The 23679-nt window shown below is 68.0% G+C and carries 20 protein-coding genes; 10 read left to right on the forward strand and 10 right to left on the reverse strand.

Translation table 11 applies throughout. The features are described from left to right. Positions 1 to 21: 21 nt before the first annotated feature. Entirely contained in the window at positions 22 to 756 is a 735-nt protein-coding gene (locus tag ACFXNW_RS13750) for a DUF4191 domain-containing protein (RefSeq protein ID WP_379417965.1), read from the reverse strand. A gap of 54 nt (positions 757 to 810) precedes the next feature. After that, positions 811 to 1677: a sigma-70 family RNA polymerase sigma factor gene (locus ACFXNW_RS13755; RefSeq protein ID WP_379417966.1), complete on the reverse strand. Its 867-nt coding sequence runs from the start codon at positions 1675 to 1677 to the stop codon at positions 811 to 813. A 113-nt stretch (positions 1678 to 1790) separates the two neighbouring features. On the opposite strand from ACFXNW_RS13755, the gene ACFXNW_RS13760 reads away from it, so the two are divergent. The 4 genes from ACFXNW_RS13760 to ACFXNW_RS13775 all read left to right on the forward strand — a co-directional run bounded on the left by ACFXNW_RS13760 (position 1791) and on the right by ACFXNW_RS13775 (position 7508). Continuing rightward, positions 1791 to 2132, forward strand: a complete 342-nt coding sequence (locus ACFXNW_RS13760; protein ID WP_379417967.1) for a VOC family protein — start codon at positions 1791 to 1793, stop codon at positions 2130 to 2132. Between the two features lie 128 nt (positions 2133 to 2260). After that, positions 2261 to 3928, forward strand: a complete 1668-nt coding sequence (locus tag ACFXNW_RS13765) for a CocE/NonD family hydrolase (RefSeq protein ID WP_379417968.1) — start codon at positions 2261 to 2263, stop codon at positions 3926 to 3928. Then, positions 3925 to 5559 carry a M20 family peptidase gene (locus tag ACFXNW_RS13770; protein WP_379417969.1) on the forward strand — a complete coding sequence of 545 codons (1635 nt, stop codon included), beginning with the start codon at positions 3925 to 3927 and terminating at the stop codon, positions 5557 to 5559. Before ACFXNW_RS13765 ends, ACFXNW_RS13770 begins: the two co-directional genes overlap by 4 nt. Continuing rightward, entirely contained in the window at positions 5556 to 7508 is a 1953-nt protein-coding gene (locus tag ACFXNW_RS13775; RefSeq protein WP_379417970.1) for an alpha/beta hydrolase, read from the forward strand. Before ACFXNW_RS13770 ends, ACFXNW_RS13775 begins: the two co-directional genes overlap by 4 nt. Before the next feature lie 64 nt (positions 7509 to 7572). Here ACFXNW_RS13775 and ACFXNW_RS13780 read toward each other — a convergent pair whose 3' ends face one another. Both ACFXNW_RS13780 and ACFXNW_RS13785 read right to left on the reverse strand, forming a co-directional pair. Then, positions 7573 to 9012 (reverse strand): metallopeptidase, encoded by a 1440-nt coding sequence (locus ACFXNW_RS13780; RefSeq protein ID WP_379417971.1) that lies wholly within the window; start codon positions 9010 to 9012, stop codon positions 7573 to 7575. Positions 9013 to 9164: 152 nt separating this feature from the next. After that, positions 9165 to 10109 carry an endonuclease/exonuclease/phosphatase family protein gene (locus ACFXNW_RS13785; RefSeq protein WP_379417972.1) on the reverse strand — a complete coding sequence of 315 codons (945 nt, stop codon included), beginning with the start codon at positions 10107 to 10109 and terminating at the stop codon, positions 9165 to 9167. A gap of 65 nt (positions 10110 to 10174) precedes the next feature. Here ACFXNW_RS13785 and ACFXNW_RS13790 point away from each other — a divergent pair, with 65 nt between their 5' ends. Then, complete coding sequence (locus tag ACFXNW_RS13790; protein ID WP_379417973.1) at positions 10175 to 10501, forward strand: hypothetical protein; 327 nt, start codon at positions 10175 to 10177, stop codon at positions 10499 to 10501. A gap of 211 nt (positions 10502 to 10712) precedes the next feature. On the opposite strand, the gene ACFXNW_RS13795 is transcribed toward ACFXNW_RS13790, so the two are convergent. From ACFXNW_RS13795 to ACFXNW_RS13805, 3 genes are all read right to left on the reverse strand, one after another. Continuing rightward, positions 10713 to 13724: a bifunctional [glutamine synthetase] adenylyltransferase/[glutamine synthetase]-adenylyl-L-tyrosine phosphorylase gene (locus tag ACFXNW_RS13795; RefSeq protein ID WP_379417974.1), complete on the reverse strand. Its 3012-nt coding sequence runs from the start codon at positions 13722 to 13724 to the stop codon at positions 10713 to 10715. A gap of 56 nt (positions 13725 to 13780) precedes the next feature. Beyond that, positions 13781 to 15118 carry a type I glutamate--ammonia ligase gene (gene glnA, locus ACFXNW_RS13800; RefSeq protein WP_379417975.1) on the reverse strand — a complete coding sequence of 446 codons (1338 nt, stop codon included), beginning with the start codon at positions 15116 to 15118 and terminating at the stop codon, positions 13781 to 13783. An 85-nt stretch (positions 15119 to 15203) separates the two neighbouring features. Then, a complete protein-coding gene (locus tag ACFXNW_RS13805) occupies positions 15204 to 16745 on the reverse strand; it encodes an alpha/beta hydrolase (RefSeq protein WP_379417976.1) in 1542 nt (513 codons plus the stop codon). Between the two features lie 256 nt (positions 16746 to 17001). Between ACFXNW_RS13805 and panB the strand changes: the two genes are divergently transcribed. The 4 genes from panB (at position 17002) to ACFXNW_RS13825 (ending at position 20477) form a co-directional block, all read left to right on the forward strand. Continuing rightward, entirely contained in the window at positions 17002 to 17856 is an 855-nt protein-coding gene (gene panB, locus ACFXNW_RS13810; RefSeq protein WP_379418149.1) for a 3-methyl-2-oxobutanoate hydroxymethyltransferase, read from the forward strand. A 315-nt stretch (positions 17857 to 18171) separates the two neighbouring features. Continuing rightward, on the forward strand, positions 18172 to 18633 hold the full coding sequence (locus ACFXNW_RS13815) for a hypothetical protein (protein WP_379417977.1): 462 nt from the start codon (positions 18172 to 18174) through the stop codon (positions 18631 to 18633). Continuing rightward, positions 18633 to 19595, forward strand: a complete 963-nt coding sequence (gene pip, locus ACFXNW_RS13820) for a prolyl aminopeptidase (protein ID WP_379417978.1) — start codon at positions 18633 to 18635, stop codon at positions 19593 to 19595. The genes ACFXNW_RS13815 and pip overlap by 1 nt, the downstream gene beginning before the upstream one ends. Positions 19596 to 19598: 3 nt before the next feature. Beyond that, positions 19599 to 20477 carry a CHAD domain-containing protein gene (locus ACFXNW_RS13825; RefSeq protein ID WP_379417979.1) on the forward strand — a complete coding sequence of 293 codons (879 nt, stop codon included), beginning with the start codon at positions 19599 to 19601 and terminating at the stop codon, positions 20475 to 20477. A gap of 38 nt (positions 20478 to 20515) precedes the next feature. Here the strand turns inward: ACFXNW_RS13825 and ACFXNW_RS13830 are convergent, their stop codons facing one another. The 3 genes from ACFXNW_RS13830 to ACFXNW_RS13840 form a co-directional block, all read right to left on the reverse strand. Further along, positions 20516 to 20866, reverse strand: coding sequence for a DUF4377 domain-containing protein (locus tag ACFXNW_RS13830; protein WP_379417980.1), 351 nt, complete (start codon positions 20864 to 20866; stop codon positions 20516 to 20518). Between the two features lie 128 nt (positions 20867 to 20994). Beyond that, positions 20995 to 22449: an RNB domain-containing ribonuclease gene (locus ACFXNW_RS13835; RefSeq protein ID WP_379417981.1), complete on the reverse strand. Its 1455-nt coding sequence runs from the start codon at positions 22447 to 22449 to the stop codon at positions 20995 to 20997. A gap of 18 nt (positions 22450 to 22467) precedes the next feature. Then, positions 22468 to 22800, reverse strand: a complete 333-nt coding sequence (locus tag ACFXNW_RS13840) for a hypothetical protein (RefSeq protein WP_379417982.1) — start codon at positions 22798 to 22800, stop codon at positions 22468 to 22470. Between the two features lie 397 nt (positions 22801 to 23197). Between ACFXNW_RS13840 and ACFXNW_RS13845 the strand changes: the two genes are divergently transcribed. Further along, positions 23198 to 23635, forward strand: coding sequence for a hypothetical protein (locus ACFXNW_RS13845; RefSeq protein ID WP_379417983.1), 438 nt, complete (start codon positions 23198 to 23200; stop codon positions 23633 to 23635). Positions 23636 to 23679 lie beyond the last annotated feature (44 nt).

Raw genomic sequence — 23679 nt, forward strand, 5'->3', positions numbered from 1 at the left:
TGCTGGACGATGCGGCTGAGCTCAGCGGCGCCGAATGGTGCGCTGCACGCCGCGCATCTTGGCGCCTGCGGGCATCGGACCCTTCGGCAGGGCGGGCCCGGTGCGCGAGCTGAGCGCGGCCAGGCGGCCTTCGATCAGGTCGATGCGCTTGGTGTCGATATTGCGGGGCAGCTTGGTGAGGTAGCGCTGCAGTTCCTTGAGCGGAACCTGGCCTTCGTCGTTGCCGATGACGACGTCGTAGATCGGGGTATCGCCGACGAGCCGGGCGGTGCGCTTCTTCTCCTGCGCCAGCAGCGACTTCACCCGCTGCGGGGAGCCCTCCGCCACGAAGACGACGCCGGGCAGCCCGACGACGCGGTGCACGACATCGAGCTGCGTGGTGGCGGCGACACCGCTGCTGACCCGCCATTTGCCCTGCAGGTTGTCCAGCACCCACGCCGCGGCGCCTGCCTGACCTTCGGCCTTGCTGTAGACCGAGCGCTGCACCCGTCGACCGAAGATGATGAACGCGACCAGCACACCGAGCAGGATGCCGAGCGGCAGCAGGAACCACTGCAGGCCGAAGATCAGCCCGATCAGGAAGAACACGACGGTGATGCCGACCACCGCGCCGATCATCAGCGGCAACAGCAGCTTGTCTTCCTTGCGCTGCATCTGGAACGCCTGCCACAGCTGCTGGCGACGCTCCTTCGACTGCTGTTTGCGGGCCGCTTTCGCCGCGGCCTTCGCTTCCTTGGTGGGCTTACCTGCTGGCATGCCTCTCAGGATAGTGCCAGCGGGTAACCGCTCCCGCCACGGGACGACCACCGTTCACCGGGGCTGCACCTCCAGTTCCAGCTGATCGAGCGTCTCGACGTCGGCCAGCAGGTCGATGGCGACGATCCGGCCGTCGGCGACGATGAAATCGAAGACCATCCGTGGGGTCCCACCCGCCGACCACACCAGTCCGGCGCGACCGTCGATCTCGGCGAGCACGGCAGCCTTGGCCCGGCCGGAGAAGGTCGCAGCCACCGCGTCCGCACCGACCGCGACGAACGCACCGGTGGCGAGCGCGGCCGGATCGGCGCGCAGCACTACCTCAGGGTCGAGGAGGGTGAGCAGCGCCTGGAAGTCACCACCGCGGGAGGCCGCAAGGAACGCCGAGACCACCTCACGCTGACGATCTCGGTCCGCCGTGGCTCGTGCGCCCTGCACGCGCCGTCGCGCCCGGCTCGCCAGCTGCCTGGCCGCGGCCGGACTCTTACCGACGATCGGCGCGATCTCGTCGAACGGGACGGCGAACATATCGTGCAGCACGAACGCCAGCCGCTCGGCGGGCGCGAGCGCGTCCAGCACCACCAGCAGCGCAAGGCCGACCGAATCGCCGAGCACCGCCTGCTGTTCGGGTCCGGTCGCGGGCTCCGGCTCGGCGGTGTCGAATTCGTCGAGGGGCGCTTCGCGGCGGGTGGTGCGCGCCGACAGCATGTTCAGGCAGACGCGGGCCACGGCGGTGGTCAGCCAGCCGCTCAGGTTCTCGATGGCGTCGGTGTCGGATCGGCTCAACCGCAGCCAGGTGTCCTGGACGGCGTCGTCGGCTTCACCGGTCGAGCCGAGGATCCGGTAGGCGACCGCCCGCAGCCGATCCCGGTCCTGTTCGAACCGCCGGGCCAGCACCTCCAGCTCCCGATCGTCGGTCATCGCATGCTCCCTCGCGGAAAATTTCGGCCCGTCTGTCACATTCGCCGCGCGGACCCGGTCATCGATATGACCGGCGAAATACGCCGGATGTGACCACAGAAGGGTGTCCACCCATGACCGCAGGACTGCAGACCATCATCTACCCCGTCAACGATCTCGCGCAGGCGAAAGCGCTGTTCACCGCACTGCTGGGCGTCGAGCCCGCGCAGGACGAGGCGTACTACGTCGGCTATCAGGTCGCCGGGCAGAGCTTCGGTCTCGATCCCAACGGCCACAGCAAGGGGATGACGGGTCCGGTCGGGTACGTCCACGTCGACGACATCGACAAGTCACTGGCCGCGATGGAGGCCGCGGGCGGCACCGTCAGCCAGCAACCGACCAAGGTGGGCGGCACCCGCCGGATCGCCACCGTCACCGACGCCGACGGCAACGTCATCGGGGTGTTGCAGGACTGATCGGCAACACCCCCGGTTCCATGGGCTGGACGTTCGTCCGGCAACCCGATAGTCATTAGGGGCGCTGCCGGACGTAGTCCGTCGCCGGCTCGCGCGTGAGCCGGAACGGATGCGGAGGTAGTCGAGCAGTGAGTGGACGATCTGTCCTGGTGCGCGCGCTCCTGCTCGTTCTCGGTGTCCTCGTCGTGGTGACCGGCGGTGTCCCCGTGACGGGCAGCGCGCAACCGCAAGCGCCGTACCAGTGGCGTCAGGACTATATCGACGGACCGGACGGCAACCGTCTGCACGCGGACATCCTGCGGCCGGCCGGTCTGGCCGACGACGTCCGCACACCGGTGATCCTCACCGTCAGCCCGTATCGCGCGCATTCGGCGTACCTGAGCGAACCGCGCATCGAGGGCGGGCCGTCGGTGGAGAACCTGACGGTGGAGCTGTTCCTGAATGCCGGATACACCTACGTCATCGTGGATCTGCGGGGATTCGGCGGCTCGTCCGGCTGCCCGGATTTCGGTGGGCCGGGTGAACGCGCGGATGTGTCGACCGCGGTGGAATGGGCGGCGAGCCAACCGTGGTCGACCGGCAAGGTCGGCATGTGGGGCACCTCGTACGAGGCGTGGACCGGGCTGATGGGGCTGGCGACCAAGCCGAAAGGACTCGCCGCGGTGGCGGCGTTCGAGCCGGTGGTCGACCCGTACACCTACCTCTACATGCAGGGGGTGTCGTGGAAGTTCTCCGGTAAGCCGGTCACCGAGCAGGGTGTGCGCCCGTCCGATCTCGCGGGGTTCGAGCATGTCCTGATCGCGTCCACCCCGCCGCACCCGGGCGACTCCCCCGAGTACCAGGCCAACGCCCTGCAACTGCCGATGCAGTGCTACGCCCGCTACCTCGAACAGATCACCGACCACAACGGCGACACCGCGTTCTGGCGCGACCGCGACCTGATCGCGAAGCTGGCAGGCAACACCACGCCACTGTTCCTCGGACAGGGCTTCCTCGACTACAACACCCGCGCCTACCGTTCCCTCGAACTCTGGAACAACCTCGGCCCGGGCGACCACAAGGCCTGGTTCGGACAGTGGGGCCACCAGACCTGCCACGAGAAGTGCGCGACGCCGCATTTCGATACCGAACTGCTGGCGTTCTTCGACAAGCATGTGGCCGGGCGCGACGTGCAGATACCGGGACCGCGGATCACCGTCGGACAGTTCGACGGGCGGTGGCGCGGGGAAACGCAATGGCCTGCCGCCGACACCGTGCGGGTGCCGGTCGAGCTGCGCACCGGCCGCTACACCGACCGCGGACTGCTGCCGGGGCCGGATCGGGAGATCTGGTCGGTGACCGAACCGTTCGGGCGCGAGGTGCACGTGTCGGGTATCCCGTCGGCGACGGTATCGCTGAGCGGTCCGCCGACGGCGACAGTGGCGGTGGAACTGTTCGACATCGGCCCGGATAACCGCGCCGTCGTCATCACGCGCGGTATCGCGCCGGTGAGCGAGACCGCGCACATCCAGATGCTGGCTCAGGACTGGGTAATCGCAGCCGGGCACCGGCTCGGCGTGCGCATCACCGACGTGGTGGACGACGTGTGGTCGCACTCCCCCGCGTTCGCCGACGTCACCGTCACCGCCGCCCACCTCGAGGTCCCGATCCTCACCGAACCTCGCACCGCCGACCTCCCCGGCGGCATCGGCGAAGCCATTCCGAAGTGGCACCGCAACAAGACCCGCACCCTCGACGCCGGGGTGGTGAACAATGCAGTGGTGCCCATGAACCTGCCCACTGCCACCGACCGATGAGCGACGGCGCGCGTAACGAACCCGCTGCCGGTACCCCGATCGGTTCGCCCGTCGATGCGCCGCATGCGACTGAACAGCACGAATCCGGTGATGTGCCGGACGGCGCGGAAACAGGCAGCACCGCCTCGGCGGACGACGCGGACTACCTGGTTGACGCAAGTGACACAGACGACGCGTCCGGCAAGGCCGGAGCAGCCGGTGGGGCGCCGCAGGCCGCGCGGAAGGCGGGCAGCAAGGCCGGCATCGATAGTCCGGCTGATCTGACCCATGGCGTCGACGATGCGACCGCGGAGCGCCTGGCTGCGGCGTTGCGGTGTGCGACGGTGTCGCATGAGGATCCTGCCGACACCGACGACGCGGCGTTCGTACTGCTGGCCGAACACCTGGAGCGGTCGTTCCCGCGGGTGCACGCCGAGCTCGAGCTCGAGATCTTCGGGCACAGCAGGCTCTACACCTGGCGTGGTGCCGATCCGTCTCGGACGGCGGCGATTCTGCTGGCCCATCAGGATGTGGTTCCGGCCGATGATCAGCCGCATTGGACGCATCCGCCGTTCGCGGGGGTGGTGGATGCGGAGTTCATCTGGGGGCGCGGGGCGATCGATGACAAGAGCCGGGTGATGGCCATTCTGGAGGCGGTCGAAGCGGCGTTGGGTGCCGGCGTTCGGCCTGCGCAGACGGTGTACCTGGCGTTCGGTCACGATGAAGAGGTCTTCGGCGACGACGGCGCTGTGCGCATGGCGCAGACATTGCGCGAACGTGGTGTGCGCGCCGACCTGTTGCTCGACGAGGGTGGGGTGATCACCGAGGGCGTGGCCGATGGCGTCGACCGGCCGGTGGCCTCGATCATGCTGGGTGAGAAGGGTTATGCGACCGTGCGGTTGTCGGTGTCGGATGTGGGGGGGCATTCGTCGATGCCGGGTCGCCAGACAGCGGTGGGCCGGATCGCGCGGGCGGTCGGGCGCATCCAGGATCGGCCGATGCCGCTGCGGTTGACGCCGGTGGTCGTCGACATGCTCGGCCGGCTGCGTCAGGCCATGCCCGCGGCCAGACGCAAACTGCTCGGGCTGACCGGGGTCGCGGGGCCGGTGATCACGCGCGTGCTGGCGGCACGGCCGCAGACCGAGGCGATGGTGCGGACCACGACCGCGCCGACCGTCATCCGCGGCGGGGTCAAGGCGAATGTGCTGCCGCAACACGCCGAGGCTCTGGTCAATTTTCGGATTTTGCCCGGTGATTCCGTCGAGGTGGTGCTGGAACATTGCCGTCGCGTCGTGCGCGACGACGGCGTGAACATCGAGTTGGTGGGCATGTCATCGGAACCGTCACAGGTAGCCGCACCCGGACCGGCCTTCGACCGGATCGCAGGCCTGGCCACCGAGGTCGTCCCCGGCATCGTCGTGACGACCGGCATCGTCCCCGGTGCCACCGATTCCCGCCACTACGACGACCTGGCAGGCACCCGCTGCAACTTCGCCCCGGTCGTGTTCGACCAGACCGACCTGGAGCGCATCCACGGAACCGATGAACGGATTTCCCGGGTGAACTACGCTCGCCTCATCGAATTCAACCGGCGACTGATCGACCAGCTCGTTCACCCGGAACCAAGCCCCACCCGAGGAACCGCAAAATGACCGAAGCCGCCGAGTCGGACAAGCACTCCGCCTCCAGCACAACAGATTCCGATGCTGCCTCGGGCAGTACGCCCGCCGCGGCCGTTGAAGCCAGTGCCGAGCCCGCCGCAGCATCGAGCGCGGCATCCGGTCCGGTCGACGGCGCTGCCGCGAAGTCGAGGTCGTCTACCAACACTGCTGCCAAGAAGACGGCGGCTACGAAAGCGCCGCGCACCGGCAACGGCACACGGTCGAAGGGTCCCGCCGCCGCAAAGAAGTCGACGGCAAAAGCGCCGGCCAAACGCGCCGCATCCGCGGCGAGTACCGACGCGAATGCGGAGAACTCCGCCACGGACTCTGTCTCCGCCGACACCTCGGCAGGTCTAGCAGCGAAAGATGGTGCAGCCGTGAACGCGGCCGACGAGAACACCGCCGACCTGGCTACAAGCACTGGCGCACCCGCAAAGGCCGCAGCCAAGCGAGCACCACGCGCCGCCAAGAGTGCCGCGGCCACGGCCGCAAAGAAGCCGACCGCGAAGGCCGCAGCCAAAGCCGCAACCACCGCAGCAGCCGAGGACGGGAAATCGACGAACTCAGCCGTCGACGTGGTAGCCGAAAGCGCCACCGACGTCGCTACGGACGCCGCCCCCAAGAAAGCTGCCAAAGCCGCTCCACGAGCCACCAAGAGCACCACGGCTGCGAAGAAGCCGGCGGCAAAGGCAGCAACCTCCGCAAAGAAATCGACAGCGAAGACACCGACCAAAGCCACGGCCACCGCAGCAGGCGAGGATGCGGAGGCGCCGAACCCGGCCGCGGGGGTGGCAGCCGACGACAACGCCACCGAGCTCGCCGAGGCGACCGCTGAGAAAGCGACCAAGCGGGCACCGCGCGCTGCCAAGAGCGCCGCGGCGGAGTCGGCGAGCATCGAAAAGGCCGATACAAAGCCGGACAGCGGCGCCGACACATCCGTCACCGACGAAGCGACCGGAACCGACGCCGCCGATGCGCAGCGCTCGGGCGATGACTCCAAGGCAACGGCTGCCGACGACTCAGCCAGGGACGAGTCCGACGCCGAAGCAGCCGACGACCGGCCCGGCGCCGAAGCCGACGCAACATCGGCAACCGGTGACGCCGCTCGAGGCGACACCGGTTCCTTCATCGGCCACGGTGCCCGGATCGACTGGCGGGCGTGGCTTCCCGAAGAGGGTGTGCGCGGCGTGATCGTGCTGGTGCACGGTGTGGCCGAGCATGCCGGGCGCTATGAGCATGTCGGGCAGCGGCTGGCGGGTGCCGGGTTCGCGGTGTATGCGCTGGATCATCCGGGGCACGGGACCTCCGGCGGTAGTCGCGCGAATATCGGGTCGATGGATGCGGCGGCCGACAATGTGGCTACGTTGCTCGCGATTGCGCGGCGGGAGTTTCCCGAGGTGCCCGCATTCCTGCTCGGACATTCGATGGGCAGCTTGATCGTGCTGTTCCTCGCGACGCGGGCGCCGATCGAGGTGGATGGTGTCGTGGTGTCGGCGCCGCCGCTGGATATCCCGGTGGGCAATCCGGTTCAGCGGCTGCTCGCGCCGGTGCTCACTCGGTTGACCCCGAATCTCGGTGTGCTGATGCTGGATTCCTCCGATATCAGCCGGGACCCGGAGGTTGTCGCCGCCTACGACAGCGATCCGCTGGTGTTCCGCGGCAAGCTCCCGGCGCGCACCGCCACCGAGATCCTGAACGCATCGGTCGCGGTCAAGGGTCGCCTGGACCGGCTGACGGTGCCGACGCTGGCCCTGCACGGCACCGCCGACACCATCGCGGCACCGTCGAGCACCGACCTCATCGAGAAGGGTGCGGGCACCGAGGATCTCACCGTGCAGCGCTATGACGGGCTGTACCACGAGATCTTCAACGAGCCCGAGCAGGACCAGGTGCTGTCTGATGTGGTGGATTGGCTGGAAGTGCACTCGAGCACGTCGTAGGAGATAAAGCAGAAGGCGCCGAGGTCGAATCAACGACCTCGGCGCCTCAGTTGTTCAGACTGCGTCAGTTGTACTTGTTCGCGCAGGCAGCCTCACCCTGCAGCACGCCGAGGCGGAAGGCCTCGAGTCGCAGATAACCGCTTTCCACGGTCTTGCCGTTGACGTCGCTGGCGGCCAGGCCGTCCGACAGCAGGCCGGAGATTGCCTCGTCCAGGTCGCCTGCCGAGAGCCGGACTTCGCTGCCTTCCTTACTCAGTTCGGTGGTCACCGCACCGGTGAGGCAGGAGGTCCGCAGACCGGCGGTGTCGGCGCCCTCCAGCGACAGCCCCCGCGCCTGCTGCACGGCGAGGGTGTAGCGGGAGATGAAGACGACGAAGGCGTTGTAGTCACCGCTGACGATCGCCGACAACGGCTTGCCCTCGTCCTCCAGCGCCCCACCGCGTTCGGCGAGTCCCGAGATGTCGGTGCCGATGGAATTGGTGTCCGGGCAGTAGGACACCGGCTCGGTGACGGTCACACCGGAGCAGCTGGACGCCACCCCCGCGTAGTCGTACTGCGGGGCGGACTCGGCGGGCAGTGCCTTTGCGGCGGCGTTGGCGACGCTGACCAGCGATTCCTGGTCGACGGGCAGCTGGCGGTCACCGTTGTCGTCCTCGAAGGTGATCGGCAGACCCGCGCGGCGCTGTTCGATCTCGTCCTCGTTGATGGCCTTGCAGGCTTCGGCGCCGGTGGTGTAACCCATTTGTACCGCGGTCACCCGCTCGAACGCCGAACCGTGCACGTTGTCCGGGTCGTCCGGATCACGGTCGCGCACCGCGACGGTCGCACCGAGCACGCCGTTGAGACCATCGGTGGTGTTCATCGTGAAGTACTTGGAACTGCCCTCGGCGACGTAGCGCAGATACGTACCGGCGAGGCAGTCGGCCTGCTGCTCCCGGACCAGGGCCGGCGTGCGCCGGTCGGAGATCTTGGCCTGGCCCTGCAGGGCGTGGCCGTACTCGTGGGCGAGCACCATCACCACCGACATGTCACCGAACTCTTTGACCAGTTCGGGCAGCAGCACACCGCGGTCCCAGCCGATCGAATGGTCGGTGCTGCAGTAGGCGGCATTGACCATCTGATAGGTGTCGACTGTGCAGAACTCGACCGCCTCGGACTTCGACGCCAGCGCGGACCACGAGATCAGCTCGTCGACCGGTTTGAAGGTGCCGGGAAAGGTCTTGCTGTACTCGGTCTTCCAGAATTCCTGGACGTCGTAGACCGCGTTGAGGGCGAGCTGGTCCATGGGCCCGCCGTCACCGTTCTCGGCCTGGATCGGCGCGTCCGGGGCGCCATCACGTGGTCCGCTCGGCCCGGTGCTCGACGTCGCACCCGCGATCTGCCACGGATTCTCCTGCCCCGGACCCGACTGCGCCGCCTCGGCCGATTCCGAACAGCCGGTCAGTACCAGCGCGGCAGACGCCACGATGGCGGCGGCAAAGCGCAGCCGCTTGTTCCTTGTCACTTGATTGCCTCCCCAAGGTCGACCGGGCCGGAATACAACCCGGGCTCGGACCGACGCCGCATGCGCCTGCCGTCCAAACGATCACATGGTAATCGTTCGATGCCCCCGAAACGCATCGCAGCGGACGAAATTCGTCGCGAACGATCTACGGGTCAGTGCAAGCGGGTGTTGGCGAGGACGGCGCGGTGGTCGGTGCCGGGGACGACCATGGTCCACACCTTGTCGGCGGTGGCGTCGGCGAGCAGGACGTGGTCGATGCCGATGACCGGGCCCCACCTGCGATCCTGCGGGTAGGTGCGCAGTGGGCCTGCGCCGGCCTGGTCGGCGGCGGCTTCGAAGCGGCCGCGCAGCAGGTCGCGGAAGGCGGTGTGGTCGCGGGTGGCGTTGAAGTCGGCGCCGACGATGGCCGGGCGCTGTTCGAGTTCGAGAATGTCGCGGATGGCGCGCAGTTCACGCTGCCAACGCCCGAAATCCAGGGGCGGCGGCACCGGGTGGAAGGCGTAGACGGCGATCGGCCCGCGGTCGGGGTGGTCCATGACGGCCGAGATGTTGTTGAGCAGGAATCCGTCGTAGTTCTTGGTGTCGCGCAACGGGTACCGGCTGTAGATGCCGGTACCGACTCCACCGGCCTCGGAATCTTCGAGGTAGTGATACGGCAGCAGTTTGTCGACTCCGGCGGCGGTCAGCCCGGCGACGGCCGCCGGGGTGAGTTCGTTCAGCGTCAGCACATCGACACTCTGCGCACGAACGGCGTCGACCACCGCGCCGGTATCCGCCCCGCCGAACAGCAGATTCGACTGCATCACGGTCAGTTCCGGCCCGCCGGCCGCATGACCGTCGGGGACGAAGATCGGCACCTGTGTCCATAACGCCGCCGCCACCGCGACCCCGGCAGCGATCATGCTGCGACGGCCGCGGGCAATGGCGAACAGCACCAGCGCCACGATCGTCCCCAACATCAGCAGCGACGCACCGGAAGCCAGCAGCACCATCGTCCGCCGCTGTGACCCGCTGAAATATAGCGCCAGCCCCGCGACTCCCGCCGTGAGGGCAACCCACCCCGTGCCGAGCAATGCCCGGTTCACCCAAATTCGCATGTCTGGGACCTTAGAAGGTGCCGGTGACCGATTCGTGGACCAATTGTGTGGATCCTGTGAGAATCGTGGCAGCCCTGAACTGGCCCGCACAGGAGGCGATTGCCCTGTACTTCGAAGAATTCGATTCCCCTGGCGCGTTGTCACTCGACACCGCCGAAGCCCTGCTCGAGGTGGCGGGCCGGTACTCCTCGACCATCGTCATCACCGCCAACGACCACTCCGTGCATGCACCGCTGCTGCCGTTGTGCTGGACGGACCTCGGTATCAGCGCGGGCACCACGGTCACCGTCACCGCCGACAAAGGGCATCACTCGCCGGATACCGAGGACCGGCGCGCGCTCGGTGAGTTCGTCAGCAGGTTTCGGGAACTCACCTCGCCGGGCACCAGGTAGCGGGCCGTCGCCGCTGTCCGCGCGCACCGCGCAAGCGCGAGGGGCAGAGGCTCCTGGCGCATATGTTTCGCCCACCTCTGAGCGACAATTCGAACCGTTGTCGCTCAGAGGTGGGCGAAAGACACACTCTCCCTACCGACTCTCAGCGCGGTGCTGGACCAGAGACTCGGGCCCGTCTCACTCCGGGGTCAGAGCAGTCCGTGCGTCTCGATCAGCCTCCGAACACCCGCTCCACCACGCCCTTCGCGCGCCTGGTGATCCGCATGTAGTTGTCGAGGAATTCTCCGCCGTCACCGTTGCGCCAGCCGGCCGCGTACGCGACGGCCGACAGTTGCGGTCCGGGCGCGGGCAGCTGATCGCTCGGTTTGCCTCGCACCTGGACCAGAGCATTGCGCGCCTTTGTCGCGATCAGCCAGGCCTGGCGCAGCAGGTCGACGTCCTCGGAGTCGAGCAAATCCTTCTGCTCGATGACGTCCAGTGATTGCAGTGTCGAGGTGTTGTGCAGTTCGGGTACCTCATGGGCGTGGCGCAACTGCATGAGCTGCACGGTCCATTCGATATCGGCGAGCCCGCCGCGGCCCAGTTTGGTGTGGGTGGCGGGGTCGGCGCCGCGCGGCAACCGTTCGGAGTCGACACGGGCCTTGATCCTGCGGATCTCACGCACCGATTCGGCCGACACTCCGCCCGCCGGATACCGCACCTTGTCGATGACGTGCAGGAACCGCACGCCGAGTTCCTGATCGCCTGCCACCTGATGGGCGCGCAGCAGCGCCTGCACTTCCCACGGCTGCGCCCACTGCTCGTAGTAGGCGGCATACGAGGCGAGCGTGCGTACCAGCGCGCCGTTGCGGCCCTCCGGACGCAGCGCGGCATCCACCTGAAGCGGCGGATCGGTGCTCGGTGCGCCCAGGAAGCGCTGGACCCGTTCGGCGATGCCGATGGCCCATTTGACGGCCTTGGTCTCGTCCTCGCCGGGGCGCGGATCGCAGACGAACAGCACATCGGCGTCGGAGCCGTAACCCAATTCCATTCCGCCGAGCCTGCCCATACCGATGACCGCGAAATCGGCGGGCGCCGGCGCGCCGCGTTCGGCTTCACTGGCGCGGATCACCGCACGCAGCGACGCTTCCAGCACCGCCACCCACACCGATGACAAGGCCCGGCACACATGCGGCACATCGAGCAGGCCGAGCAGATCGGCGGAGGCGACGCGGGCCAGTTCGTGCCGTCGCAGCGACCGCGCCGCAGCGACCGCGCGTTTCGGATCGTCGTAGCGTGCGGCGGCGGTGAGGATCCCGCGGGCGACGTCCTCGGGTTGCGGGCCGAGCAGCAGTGGGCCACTGGGTCCATCGGCGTACATGCGGATGGTTTCGGGCGCGTTGATCAGCAGATCCGGCAGGTACGCCGAGGAGCCGAGCACGATCATCAACCGTTGCGCGACCGCGCCTTCGTCACGCAGTTCGCGCAGGAACCAGGTCTGGTCGACCAACCCCTCCGAGACGCGCCGGTAGGCGAGCAGCCCCGCATCCGGATTGGGTGTGTCACCGAGCCATTCCAGCAGCGTCGGCAGCAGCAGCGCCTGGATGCGGCCCTTGCGCGACACCCCGCCGGTGAGGGCGCGCAGATGGCCGAGTGCGTGTTCGGGGTCGGCGTAACCGAGTGCGGCGAGCTGGCGGACGGCCGCGTCGGGACCGAGCCGCAGCGCGGCCGAATCGAGGCGGGCAACCGATTCCAGCAGCGGCCGGTAGAACAGTTTGGCGTGCAGTCGCCGCACCCGGACGGTGTTGCGGCGAATCTCGGTGCGCAGCACACCCACCGCGTCCTGACGGCCGTCGGGACGCATATGGGCGGCCCTGGCCAGCCAGCGCATGCCCTCCTCGTCGTCGTCGGCGGGCAGGGTATGGGTGCGCTTGAGCCTCTGCAATTGCAGCCGGTGTTCGAGCAGGCGCAGGAATTCGTAGGAGGCGGTGAGGTTGGCGGCGTCGTCACGGCCGACGTAGCCTTCCGCCGCCAGCGCCGTCAATGCCTCCACGGTGCCCTGCACGTGCAGCGCCTCGTCCACCCGGCCGTGCACCAATTGCAGTAGCTGAACGGCGAATTCGACGTCACGCAGGCTGCCGTGACCCAGCTTCAATTCACGTTCACGCAGGTCGGCGGGAACCAGATCCTCGACGCGGCGACGCATGGCCTGTACGTCGGGGACGAAGTCCGGGCGTTCGGAGGCCGACCACACCATGGGCATGAGCGCGGCCCGGTACTGGGCGCCGAGGGTCAGATCGCCGGTCATCGGGCGGCCCTTGAGCAGGGCTTGGAACTCCCAGGTGCGGGCCCAGCGCTGGTAGTAGGCGATATGGGAATCGAGGGTGCGAACCAGCGCGCCTGCCTTGCCCTCGGGTCGCAGCGCGGCATCGACTTCGAAGAACGCGGCACTGCCGATGCTCATCATCTCCGCGGCCAGCCGGGCGGCGGTGGAATCGGCGGGTTCGGCGACGAACACGATATCGACATCGCTGACGTAGTTGAGTTCGCGCGCACCGCATTTGCCCATGGCGATCACCGCGAGCCGCACCGGACACGGCTCATCACGGCACACCCGGGCGACGGCCACCGACAACGCCGCCGTCAAAGCCGCGTCGGCGAGGTCGGTGAGGTGGCGGCCGACCACCTGATACGGCAGCACCGGCTCGTTCTCCACCGTGGCGGCGAGGTCCTGGGCGGCCAGCAGCATCAGCTGATCTCGGTAGCGTTTACGCAGCAGCGCAACGACTTCCGGCCCCGACTCGCCCGCCCGGTACAGCATCGGCCCGGCATTCGGACCTTCCTCCGGCACCGCGTCGACGGCGTCGAGCAGATCGGCGATCAGCTCATCGCGACCGGGGAGACCGGTGCGGCGCAGCGACTTCCACGCGCCGGGATCGGCGACCAGGTGGTCGCCGAATGCCGACGAGGAGCCGACAAGCGCGAACAACCTGCCGCGCAACGCCGTATCGGTGCGCAACGCCGTATCCAGTTCCGCCCACTCGTATCCGAGCGCCTCACGCAACCGGATCAGCGTGGTCAGGGCCAGATCGGCGTCGGGTGCGCGCGAGAGCGCCCACAGCAGCGGGATGCCCTCGATGTTGTCCCATGCCAGTTCGGCCAGGGAGGTGGCGGCCGTCGGCTCGAGCAATCCGAGACGGCCGACACCGGGGACAGCGGAGCGGGCAGTCGGGGGCCGGACCATGCTTTCAAATTACATGCTCGGGCCTCGGTCTTGGTGGGCGCGACCCCACCGTGACCTCACAACCCGAGGTACTCCTTCAGTTCGAACGGCGTCACCTGGCTGCGGTAGTCGGCCCACTCGCGGCGCTTGTTGCGCAGGAAGAAGTCGAACACGTGCTCGCCGAGGGTTTCGGCGACCAGTTCCGAACGCTCCATCGCCTGCAGCGCCTCGTCGAGGGTGCCGGGCAGTTCCCGGAAGCCCATGGCGCGGCGTTCGGCGGCGGTGAGCGACCAGACGTCGTCCTCGGCCTCCGGCGGCAGCGTGTAGCCCTTCTCGATTCCGCGCAGGCCCGCGGCCAGCAGCACCGCGAAGGTCAGGTACGGATTGCAGGCGGAATCTGGGCTGCGGATCTCGACACGCCGCGACGACGACTTGTTCGGCGTGTACATCGGCACGCGCACCAGCGCCGACCGGTTGGACCGGCCCCACGAGGCCGCCGTTGGTGCCTCGCCGCCGTGGATGAGGCGCTTGTAGGAGTTCACCCACTGGTTGGTGATCGCGCTGATCTCCGGGGCGTGTTCGAGGATGCCCGCGATGAACGCCCGCGCGGTGGTAGAGAGGTTGTTCGGGTCGTCTGGATCGGAGAACGCGTTTGCTTCGCCCTCGAACAGGCTCATATGCGTATGCATGGCCGAGCCCGGGTATTGGGCGAACGGCTTGGGCATGAAGGTGGCGCGCACGCCTTCGTCGATGGCCACTTCCTTGATCAGGTAGCGGAAGGTCATCACGTTGTCGGCCATGGACAGCGCGTCGGCGTAGCGCAGGTCGATCTCCTGCTGGCCCGGCGCGCCCTCATGATGGCTGAACTCCACCGAGATGCCCATCGACTCCAGCGCGTCGATGGCGTGGCGGCGGAAGTTGGGCGCGGAATCGTGCACGGCCTGGTCGAAGAAGCCGCCGCTGTCGGCGGGCACCGGGTCCGAACCGTCGGGGGTGTTCTTCAGCAGGAAGAACTCGATCTCGGGGTGCACGTAGCAGCTGAAGCCGACGTCACCGGCCTTGTTCAGCTGACGGCGCAGCACATGCCGCGGATCGGCCCAGGACGGCGAGCCGTCGGGCATGGTGATGTCGCAGAACATGCGCGCGGAATGCTGATGGCCCTTGCTGGTCGACCACGGCAGCACCTGGAAGGTCGACGGATCGGGCCTGGCGACCATATCGGCCTCGGAGATCCTGGCGAATCCCTCGATGGCCGAACCGTCGAAGCCGATGCCTTCCTCGAAGGCGCCTTCGAGTTCGGCGGGGGCGATCGCCACGGACTTCAGATAGCCCAAGACGTCGGTGAACCAGAGCCGCACGAAGCGGATGTCCCGCTCTTCGAGCGTCCGCAGCACGAATTCCTTCTGGCGATCCATGACCGCGACTGTAGGCACCCGGCGTTAAATCTGTGTTACATAGCGACACGGAATTTGTATCCCGCAATGTGAGCCGACCTGCGCGTCAGCACCTGAGCCCGGGTTGCGGCTCGATCAACTCGGTCAGATAGGCGACGACCGCGTTGTCCACGCACGGCGAGCCCTCGTTCAACACGACCGTGTGGCTGTCGCCCTCGTAGGTGATCAGCGCGGCGCCCAGCTGCTCGGCGAGGTCGACGCCTGCCTGGTAAGGCGTGGCCGGATCGCCGGTGGTCGAGACGACGACCGTCTTGGGCAGGCCGGTCACCGTGATCTCGTGCGGCTGACTGGTGTTGGGCACCGGCCAGCTCGCACACAACTCCAGCGGCGCCGCACCGGTGCCGCGGCCGTCGTCCATGAACGGGGCGGCCTTGCGGTATTCGGTGTCCTGCCTGCTGGCCACGGCCGGGTCGGTGATACGCGGATCGTCCACACAGCGGATGGCGTTGAAGGCGTCGTTGAGGTTGTTGTAGGTGCCGTCCTCGCTGCGGCCGTTGTACAGGTCGGCGAGCTGGAGCAGCGTGTCGCCGCGGCCCTGGCTCAGCTCGGTCAGGCCGAGTGAGAGCACACGCCAGAAGCTCTCGCTGTAGAGCGTCTGCCGGACTCCGGTGAGGGCGTCGCCGTAGCTGAGGCCGCGGGCATCGGTGGTGGCGGCGGGCGTGTCCCACAGCGGGTCGACCAGCTCGCGGAACCGCTTCACCGCAGTGGACAGATCGTTACCGAGCGGACATTCTTCGCGGGTCACGCAGTCGGCGGCGTAGGCGTCGAAGGCCTGCTGGAAACCCTCGGCCTGGCGCAGTGACTCCTCCACCGGGTCTTGTGTGGGGTCGATGGCACCGTCGAGGACCAGCGCGCGCACATTGCCGGGGAACTTCTCGGCGTAGGCGGTGCCGAGACGGGTGCCGTAGGAGTAGCCGAGGTAGCTGAGCTTCGGATCGCCGAGCACCGCGCGGATGACGTCCATGTCCTGCACGACCTCACGGGTGCCGACGTGGGCGAGGAACTCCTTGCCGGTGCGCTCGACGCAGGCGTCGGCGTACTCGCGGTTGTCGGCCTCGTCGGCGGCGATGCCCTCCGGGGTGTTGGCCTGAGGTGACTCGGCGCGTTCTTCGTCGGCTTCCTGCGGGGTGAGACAGGCGACCGAGGGAGTGGAGGCGCCGACGCCGCGTGGATCGAAGCCGACACGGTCGAATCGCTCGGCCACCGCCGTGCCGCCGCCCACCGTCACGGTGGACAAACCGGACATGCCCGGTCCGCCGGGGTTGAGCAGCAGCGAACCGATACGGTCCTTGCCCTCCGCCTTGACTCGTGACAACGCGATCTGGGCGGTGGCGCCCGCCGGGTCGGCGTAGTCGACGGGGACGGTGATGCGGGTGCATTCGGCGGCGGGCGGCAGCGACTCGTCCGGTCCGGTGAATTCGGCGCAGCTACCCCACTGCGGGGTCTGGGTGTAGAACTGCGCGAGGCCGTCCGGGGGCGGGGGCGCCGGGGCTGCGGATTCCTCCCGCGGCTCCGCGCAACCGGCCGCCAAAGCCGTCACCGCCAGCACCGTCACCAGCACACCACGCCCACTCCGCACCGGCGCCATGCTAGTCGGGACGCTGGTCAGGCTGCGCGGCGCCACTGGGCCGCACTATCGCGATCACGCCCAGCCGCGCATGACCGCCCGTCTCCGCGTTCGCGGCGGCCTGCCCTGCCGACTGCGGCCCGGCTGCGACGTCAGATGTGACCAACCGCACTGGTCGCGGGCCTTAAATGGGCGGTGCGACCGGTGGCACACTGGATGGCGTCACCCAGACCCGGGGACCCGTATTCGGGCCTCGAGGACGACGAAAGGGACGATGATGTCCGTATCCGATTCGGAAACTCCCGCTTACGGCGCCGCATCCGCCGAGACGAAGCCGAGGCGTAAGACCCGCGTCCATCATCTACAGCAGATGAAGGCGACGGGCGAACGCTGGTCGATGCTCACCGCCTACGACTACTCGACGGCCCGGCTGTTCGAAGAAGCAGGCATTCCGGTGCTGCTGGTCGGCGATTCGGCGGCCAATGTGGTCTACGGCTATGACACGACGGTGCCGGTCACCGTCGACGAGCTGATCCCGCTCGTACGCGGTGTGGTGCGGGGCGCCCCGCATGCGCTCGTGGTCGCCGACCTGCCGTTCGGCACCTACGAGTCCTCGCCGCAGCAGGCGCTGGCCACCGCGATCCGGTTCATGAAGGAGGGTCAGGCGCATGCGGTGAAGCTGGAAGGCGGCGAGCGAGTCGCCGAGCAGATCGCGCTCATCACCTCCGCGGGTATCCCGGTGATGGCCCATATCGGCTTCACCCCGCAGAGCGTCAACACCCTCGGCGGTTTCCGGGTGCAGGGCCGCGGCGACGGCGCCGAACAGCTCATCGCCGACGCCATCGCGGTCCAGGAGGCGGGCGCGTTCTCCGTGGTGATGGAGATGGTCCCGGCCGAACTCGCAGGCCAGGTCACCCGCAAACTGACCATCCCCACCGTCGGCATCGGCGCGGGCGCCGACTGCGACGCCCAGGTGCTGGTCTGGCAGGACATGGCCGGCTACACCAGCGGCAAGACGGCCAAGTTCGTCAAGCGCTTCGCCAACACCGGCGACGACTTGCGAACTGCCGCCGCCACCTACGCCGACGAGGTAAGCCGCGGCACCTTCCCAGGGCCCGAACACAGCTTCTGAGCCGCGGATCCAGATCCATAGGCCCGGCCGGGCACCGTTGAATTCCCGTACGCTGCCCGGCCGATCCCATGCCCGGCTTCGTGTGGTCTGACTCAGACCACACACTCCGGCCCGATTCGACGCGAGCCACAGGGTCGTTCAGAGTCGGAGCCCTCGCGCCGTCCCGAACTCTGACCTTTGATCCTTGGCCCGAAGCCGTCCCGGCCTCTGAGTCTCCGGATGGGCTCCGCCCCGAGGGCGGGAACGCCGCGCGACCGGCGTAGCGGAAAAATGGCAGACTCGGTGGCGACAATCTCGAGTCGAGCAGAGGTACTGATGCCGGAACGCCGTTGGATTTCCCGGAGCACGCTGGTGGTCGCGGGGGTGTGTGCTGCTGTCCTATTGACCGCGTGCGGAGGTGAATCCGGGACCGGATCGAGTGAGGCGGGCGGGTCGACGACCGCCGCGCCGACGAGTATTCCGGCGACCACCCCGGGCGGTGCGACCAAGCCCGCGCCCGGCAAGCCGCTCGAGGTGTCCGATTCCGCGGCGACCGCGTTGTGCGAGATGATCCGCCCGGAGCTGTCGAATTGGCGGGTGCAGGGTCCGACACTCGGCCGCATCGGCCTGAATGCGATGGTGCACGACTGGGCCTTGCGCAACGGCGCCATCAACGCTCAGGTCCTCGCCGACAAGCCCGTCATCGACCGGATCACCCTGAAAGCCTGCGCCGATGTCCGGCAGGAGGCGATCCAGGCGCTCGAGCTGCCGGATCTGGCTTCCGGCCTGGCGTTCTGATGCGCACCCTGTACCCGCCGATCGAGCCGCACCAGCAGGGGATGCTCGACGTGGGTGCGGGCCAATCGGTGTACTGGGAAGTCAGCGGCAACCCCGACGGCAAGCCCGTGGTGTTCCTGCACGGCGGTCCCGGCGGTGGCACCGCGCCGTTCCATCGACAGTTCTTCGATCCGACTGAATACCGGATCGTGCTGTTGGATCAGCGTGGCTGCGGACGCTCCACCCCGCATATCGCCGACGGCGCAGACCTGTCGGTGAACACCACCGACCATCTGATCGCCGATATCGAGCAGCTGCGCGAAGCGCTCGGTATCGAGCAGTGGCAGGTGTTCGGCGGATCCTGGGGCTCCACGCTCGCGCTGGCGTACGCGCAGCGGTTTCCGCAGCGCATCACCGAGCTGGTGTTGCGCGGGATCTTCCTGTTGCGGCGCAAGGAAATCGACTGGTACTACAACGGCGCCGCCGGCTACGTCTATCCGGACGAGTGGGAGAAGTTCCTCGCACCGGTCCCGGAATCCGAACGCGACGGCGATCTGGTCGAGGCCTATCACCGCTTGCTGCACTCCCCCAACGATGACGTCGCCACCGCCGCCGCGGTCGCCTGGTCGACCTGGGAGGGCACGACGAGTTCGCTGCTGCCGCAACCGGATCGGGTCGCCGAAACCGGTGAGCCACGGTTCGCACTCGCCTTCGCCCGCATCGAGAATCACTATTTCCGGCACGGCGGATTCCTCGACGAGGGACAGTTGTTGCGCGATATCGACAAGATCGCCGATATCCCCGCGGTGATCGTGCAGGGTCGCCACGACATCGTCTGCCCGGCCGTCAGCGCCTGGGAACTGCATCGAGCCTGGCCGGGTTCGGTGCTGCACATCGTCGACGATGCCGGGCACGCGGCCAATGAACCCGGGATCACTCACCGTCTCGTCGAAGCCACCGACGGGTTCGCGAAAGGACGCTAGGTCATGACGGCCACCGCCGCAGACGCGCTGATCGCGGCGCTGGGTGAGGATGTCGATCGGCTGCTGGCCGCCGAACCCGAGGTACGCGCCGACGCATGGGATTCGGTGCATCAGATGCGGGTGGCGACGCGCAGGTTGCGCAGTGTGCTGAAGTCCTATCGGCGGCTGTTCCGGCGGGGGCCCGCCACCGCCATGGGTGCCGAATTGGCGTGGCTGGCCGGTCTGCTCGGTGTTGCGCGGGATGCGGAGGTGCGGGCGGAGCGGTTCGCGACGTTGCTGGATTCCGACTTGGTCGCCGGATCGGATCCGGCGGTGCTCGACGCGGTGACCCAGCGCCTGGTCGGCGCCGAACGCGCGCGATACCAGTCGGCGCATGCCGAGGTGCTCTCCGCGCTCGACAGCGACCGCTACCGTACGCTGCGGGCTCGCCTGTCGCGCTGGCGTTCGACTCCGCCGCTGCGCAAGGGTCGCGTCGACGGTCCGGCGGCCGACGCCTTCACCACGGTGATGCACCGTGATCGCGAGCGTCTGGCTCGGCTGATCCGCACCGAGGTCACCGCGACACCCGACAAGCGGATCGAGCTGCTGCACGATATCCGCAAGGGCGCCAAACGGTTACGGTATTCCTGCGAAGCCGCCGCGGCTGTTCTCGGTGAGCCGGCTCGCGAATTGGGTGCCCAGGCCAAGCGATTGCAGACCGTACTCGGCGATCACCGCGACGCCGTCGAATCCCATGAAGCCATCCTGGCCCGCGCCGCCGACGCGCAGGCCGCTGGAGAGGAGGCTGCTCTCTACATGAGTCTCGCCGATGCCGAGGACCGGACCGCCGGTCAGCATCTGGCCCGCTACCCGGCCACGGCCGCTGCGCTGTCGCCCGCCTGAGGGGCAAGCTGTCGCGCATGGGCTGATGCCGACCAAGGTCACGCCGGAGTCTTGCTCGCGATCCCGACGAGTTCGTACCGCTCGGACGAATGGTCGGCGGGCGGGTTCTCGACGGGTGTCACGCGAACCACGAGTTCGTATTCGTAGCCGGGTTCATAGGTGAAACCGTCGATGCCGTCGTAGAACAGCTGCCAGTCCTCCTCGGGAGCGTTGCGCACCTGCATACAACGCATCGGAGCGACGCCCACACAATCGACCTGCTCCGCGGCGACGTACATCCGGATGGTGTCGTCGGCCGCGGGCTGGTCCGCTTTCGTGGTCGAGCTGCATCCAACGACACCGAATGCGACGAGCAGGAATGCCAGGAAGAACGCTGATCGTCGGGCCATCGAAGGTCCTTTCCGTCGGTGCGGGCAGCTGCGGCGCGCTCGCCCGCACCGAGGGTAGCCGAGGTGTTGCTGTGTATGAGGCGCATGTGTCGCCACCGCTCCGCCACCTGGCAGCCCGCGATGTGGCGTCACTCCGATCCGGACAGGTAGGTGAACACGACCTTCCGAGTCACCGGATCCGCCGATTCCAACCGCACCCGCACCGTCGCACCCTCGGGCGGCGATCCCTCGCACGGCCCGAGCAGCGGCGGGTCGGCGATGAAGATTTCGGCGGGGCGGTTGCCGTTGCCCTCGCGCACCACGACGGCGTCGAATTCGGCGCCGATGCGCTGGGACAGCAGCGTCGACTCGGTCAGGTCGATGCATGCGCGTTCGATCTTGTTCGCGACGCCGTCGCTGCGTTTCATCGTGTCGGCGGTGGCGCTCAGACCGGCACGTACCCACTCCGGGACCGGCGTGCCCGCACAGTGGGCCAGGCAGATCTCGCTGGTGAATCTGTCGACCAGCCGCCGCAGCGGGGCGGTGACGTGCGCGTACGGTGCGCCGATCGCGCTGTGGCGCAGGTTGTCCGAGGCCTGGTCGGTGCCGTCGAGAACGGTGTAGGCGGCGCCACGCAGCAGGCCGGTGGCCTCCGACATGAGCACCAGGGTTGCGGGCGTGCTCGGGTCGAGCCCTGCCAGCATCCGGCCCACCGGCTGATCGGCGGGCCAGGCGACGCCGAGAGCGGCGGCGGTGCGGCGGATCGAGGCGATGGCCGAATCGGGCGGCGGCGGCATGGTGCGCAGCAGGCCGACGCGCTCGCCGGAACCTTCGTCGCCTCCGTTGAGCATGATGCGGGCCGCGCACATTCCGGCCAGCAGCGATACCTGCTCATTCCAGTCGTCGACGTCGGTGCGCGGTTCCAGGACCAGGCGCCAATGTCCGTCGGCGCCCTCGTCACGGATGACGCTCTGCGCGGGCAGCCGCAGCTCGATCGCGCCGCGTTCCAGCCCGGCCGCGATGCGCCGCGTGCCGAATTCCGGCAGGGCCGCGATCGAAGGGGGCAGGCGTCCGGCGTCGGCATCGGCCTGAACACCGGCGTAGTCGAGGCGGGCGCGGGAGCGCACCAGCGCGCGCTCTACCGAATACCGCACCGGTTCGGCGTCATGGTCGAGTTCGATGGTCCACAGTGCGGCAGGGCGGGTCTGGTCCGGCAGCAGGCTGGCCGAGTTCTCCGACAGCACCGGTGGATGCAGCGGCACGGTGGTGTCGGGCAGGTAGAAGGTCTGGCCGCGGGTACCGGCCTCGGCGGCGAGGGCGCCGTCCGGCACGACGACGGCACCGAGGTCGGCGATGGCGTAATGCAGCAGAAAGCCGGTGTCGGTGCGTTCCAGATGGAGCGCCTGGTCGAGGTCGAGCGCCCCTGGCGGGTCGATGGTGACGAACGGGATATCGGTGCGGTCGACCCGAGCGCCCGCGAACGCGTCGACCGCGTCGCGGGCTTCCGCGGTGGCCTCAGCCGGATACGCCGAGGTCAATCCGAATTCGGATCGAATGGCGCCGAAATCGACCGGCGCCGAGACGATCCGCTGGTGGAGTTCCACGCTGAGGATTCTTCTTCGCTACTTCAACGCCAGCATGGTGCCGCTCAGCTGGTCGAACGGCCCGAAGACGGTGAAGACGACCCGGCCCTCGGGATACTCCGAGGACAGCGCCGCGGCCCCATCGAGGGCGGCGCCGAACGAAGCCGCCGACGGGTGCGGCAGACCGGCGATGGTGCGCCCGAAACCACTCTGGTGCACCCATTTGGTGTCGCCGGGGCTGAGGTCGACCTGAACCCCGCCCGGCAGCGGGGTCACCGCGACGGCCCCGGCGGAACCGGCTCCGAGCGTGGCGAAAACCGATGCGGCCCCGGCGATCAACGCGCCGGCGACCAGAGAACGAACTACCCGCATATGAGTTGAGACCTACTTCCCGAGAGTTTCAGATTGAGGTGATGCATCGCAGCCCCGCGGGGCGTCTCGATCCACCGGCGACCACTCTATGACCTCCATCACGTTCTCGGCCAGTTCCGGACGAATCCGGCACAGATGACGCGCCAACCCGGGAGCCGGGCGGCGCGGTCGCTGCTAGGGTGGCCGAGCGTAACCATCCCGCCTCACAAAATCTTGGGAGTTCCGCACCTCATGTCCACACTTGTGTACGACTACCTGCTGCCGCTGCTCGGCCCCGAACAGGCCGCCAACTTCGCGCGGATGCTGCTGATCGGCCCCGCCTGATCCAGCGGGTAGATCGCCTCCCGCCCACGTCGCGGGAGGCGATTTCCGTCGGGTGCCGCTAGCATCCGGCAACGTGATCAGAACTTCTGCCGCGATTGCGGCATCTGCCTGCGCCCTTGCCCTGTTCGTCGCCGGTTGTGAGGACGAGACCACCTCCAGCGTCTCCCAGACCACCGCCGCGACCTCCGCTTCTGCGACGGCGACCACCTCCGGGTCCGAGACCAGCGATGCGGCCGCGCCGTCGACTGACGCGAAGGGCGAGATGAGCCTGGATTCGGTGAAGGTCAGCTCCTTCGTCATCGGCTACAAGCAGGCCTTCCCGAGCCTGGCCGATGGCCGCAGCGATGAGGAGATCGGCGAGATCTTCACCGAGACCTGCGAGGACATCCAGGAAGGCAAGGCCGAGGACGAGATCCTGACCGAGATCTCCAACCGCACCAAAAACGGCCGTGGCTCGGCGTCGCCGGAGGAGTCCAAGGCGATCTACGAAATGATCAAGGTGCTCTGCTGAGCAGCGACGAAGACTGATATCGAAGCGGCGGTGCCCTCATCGGG

The organism is Nocardia sp. NPDC059180, from assembly GCF_042754945.1.
Classification (GTDB): domain Bacteria; phylum Actinomycetota; class Actinomycetes; order Mycobacteriales; family Mycobacteriaceae; genus Nocardia.

Bases quoted from the DNA above. Each gene is read 5' to 3' on its own strand.
- ACFXNW_RS13760 (WP_379417967.1), top strand. From the start codon at position 1,791: ATGACCGCAGGACTGCAGACCATCATCTACCCCGTCAACGATCTCGCG.
- ACFXNW_RS13805 (WP_379417976.1), bottom strand. From the start codon at position 16,745: ATGGCGCCGGTGCGGAGTGGGCGTGGTGTGCTGGTGACGGTGCTGGCG.
- ACFXNW_RS13775 (WP_379417970.1), top strand. From the start codon at position 5,556: ATGACCGAAGCCGCCGAGTCGGACAAGCACTCCGCCTCCAGCACAACA.
- ACFXNW_RS13830 (WP_379417980.1), bottom strand. From the start codon at position 20,866: ATGGCCCGACGATCAGCGTTCTTCCTGGCATTCCTGCTCGTCGCATTC.
- ACFXNW_RS13785 (WP_379417972.1), bottom strand. From the start codon at position 10,109: ATGCGAATTTGGGTGAACCGGGCATTGCTCGGCACGGGGTGGGTTGCC.
- ACFXNW_RS13825 (WP_379417979.1), top strand. From the start codon at position 19,599: ATGACGGCCACCGCCGCAGACGCGCTGATCGCGGCGCTGGGTGAGGAT.
- glnA (WP_379417975.1), bottom strand. From the start codon at position 15,118: ATGGATCGCCAGAAGGAATTCGTGCTGCGGACGCTCGAAGAGCGGGAC.
- ACFXNW_RS13770 (WP_379417969.1), top strand. From the start codon at position 3,925: ATGAGCGACGGCGCGCGTAACGAACCCGCTGCCGGTACCCCGATCGGT.
- ACFXNW_RS13755 (WP_379417966.1), bottom strand. From the start codon at position 1,677: ATGACCGACGATCGGGAGCTGGAGGTGCTGGCCCGGCGGTTCGAACAG.
- pip (WP_379417978.1), top strand. From the start codon at position 18,633: ATGCGCACCCTGTACCCGCCGATCGAGCCGCACCAGCAGGGGATGCTC.
- ACFXNW_RS13750 (WP_379417965.1), bottom strand. From the start codon at position 756: ATGCCAGCAGGTAAGCCCACCAAGGAAGCGAAGGCCGCGGCGAAAGCG.
- panB (WP_379418149.1), top strand. From the start codon at position 17,002: ATGTCCGTATCCGATTCGGAAACTCCCGCTTACGGCGCCGCATCCGCC.
- ACFXNW_RS13795 (WP_379417974.1), bottom strand. From the start codon at position 13,724: ATGGTCCGGCCCCCGACTGCCCGCTCCGCTGTCCCCGGTGTCGGCCGT.
- ACFXNW_RS13840 (WP_379417982.1), bottom strand. From the start codon at position 22,800: ATGCGGGTAGTTCGTTCTCTGGTCGCCGGCGCGTTGATCGCCGGGGCC.
- ACFXNW_RS13815 (WP_379417977.1), top strand. From the start codon at position 18,172: ATGCCGGAACGCCGTTGGATTTCCCGGAGCACGCTGGTGGTCGCGGGG.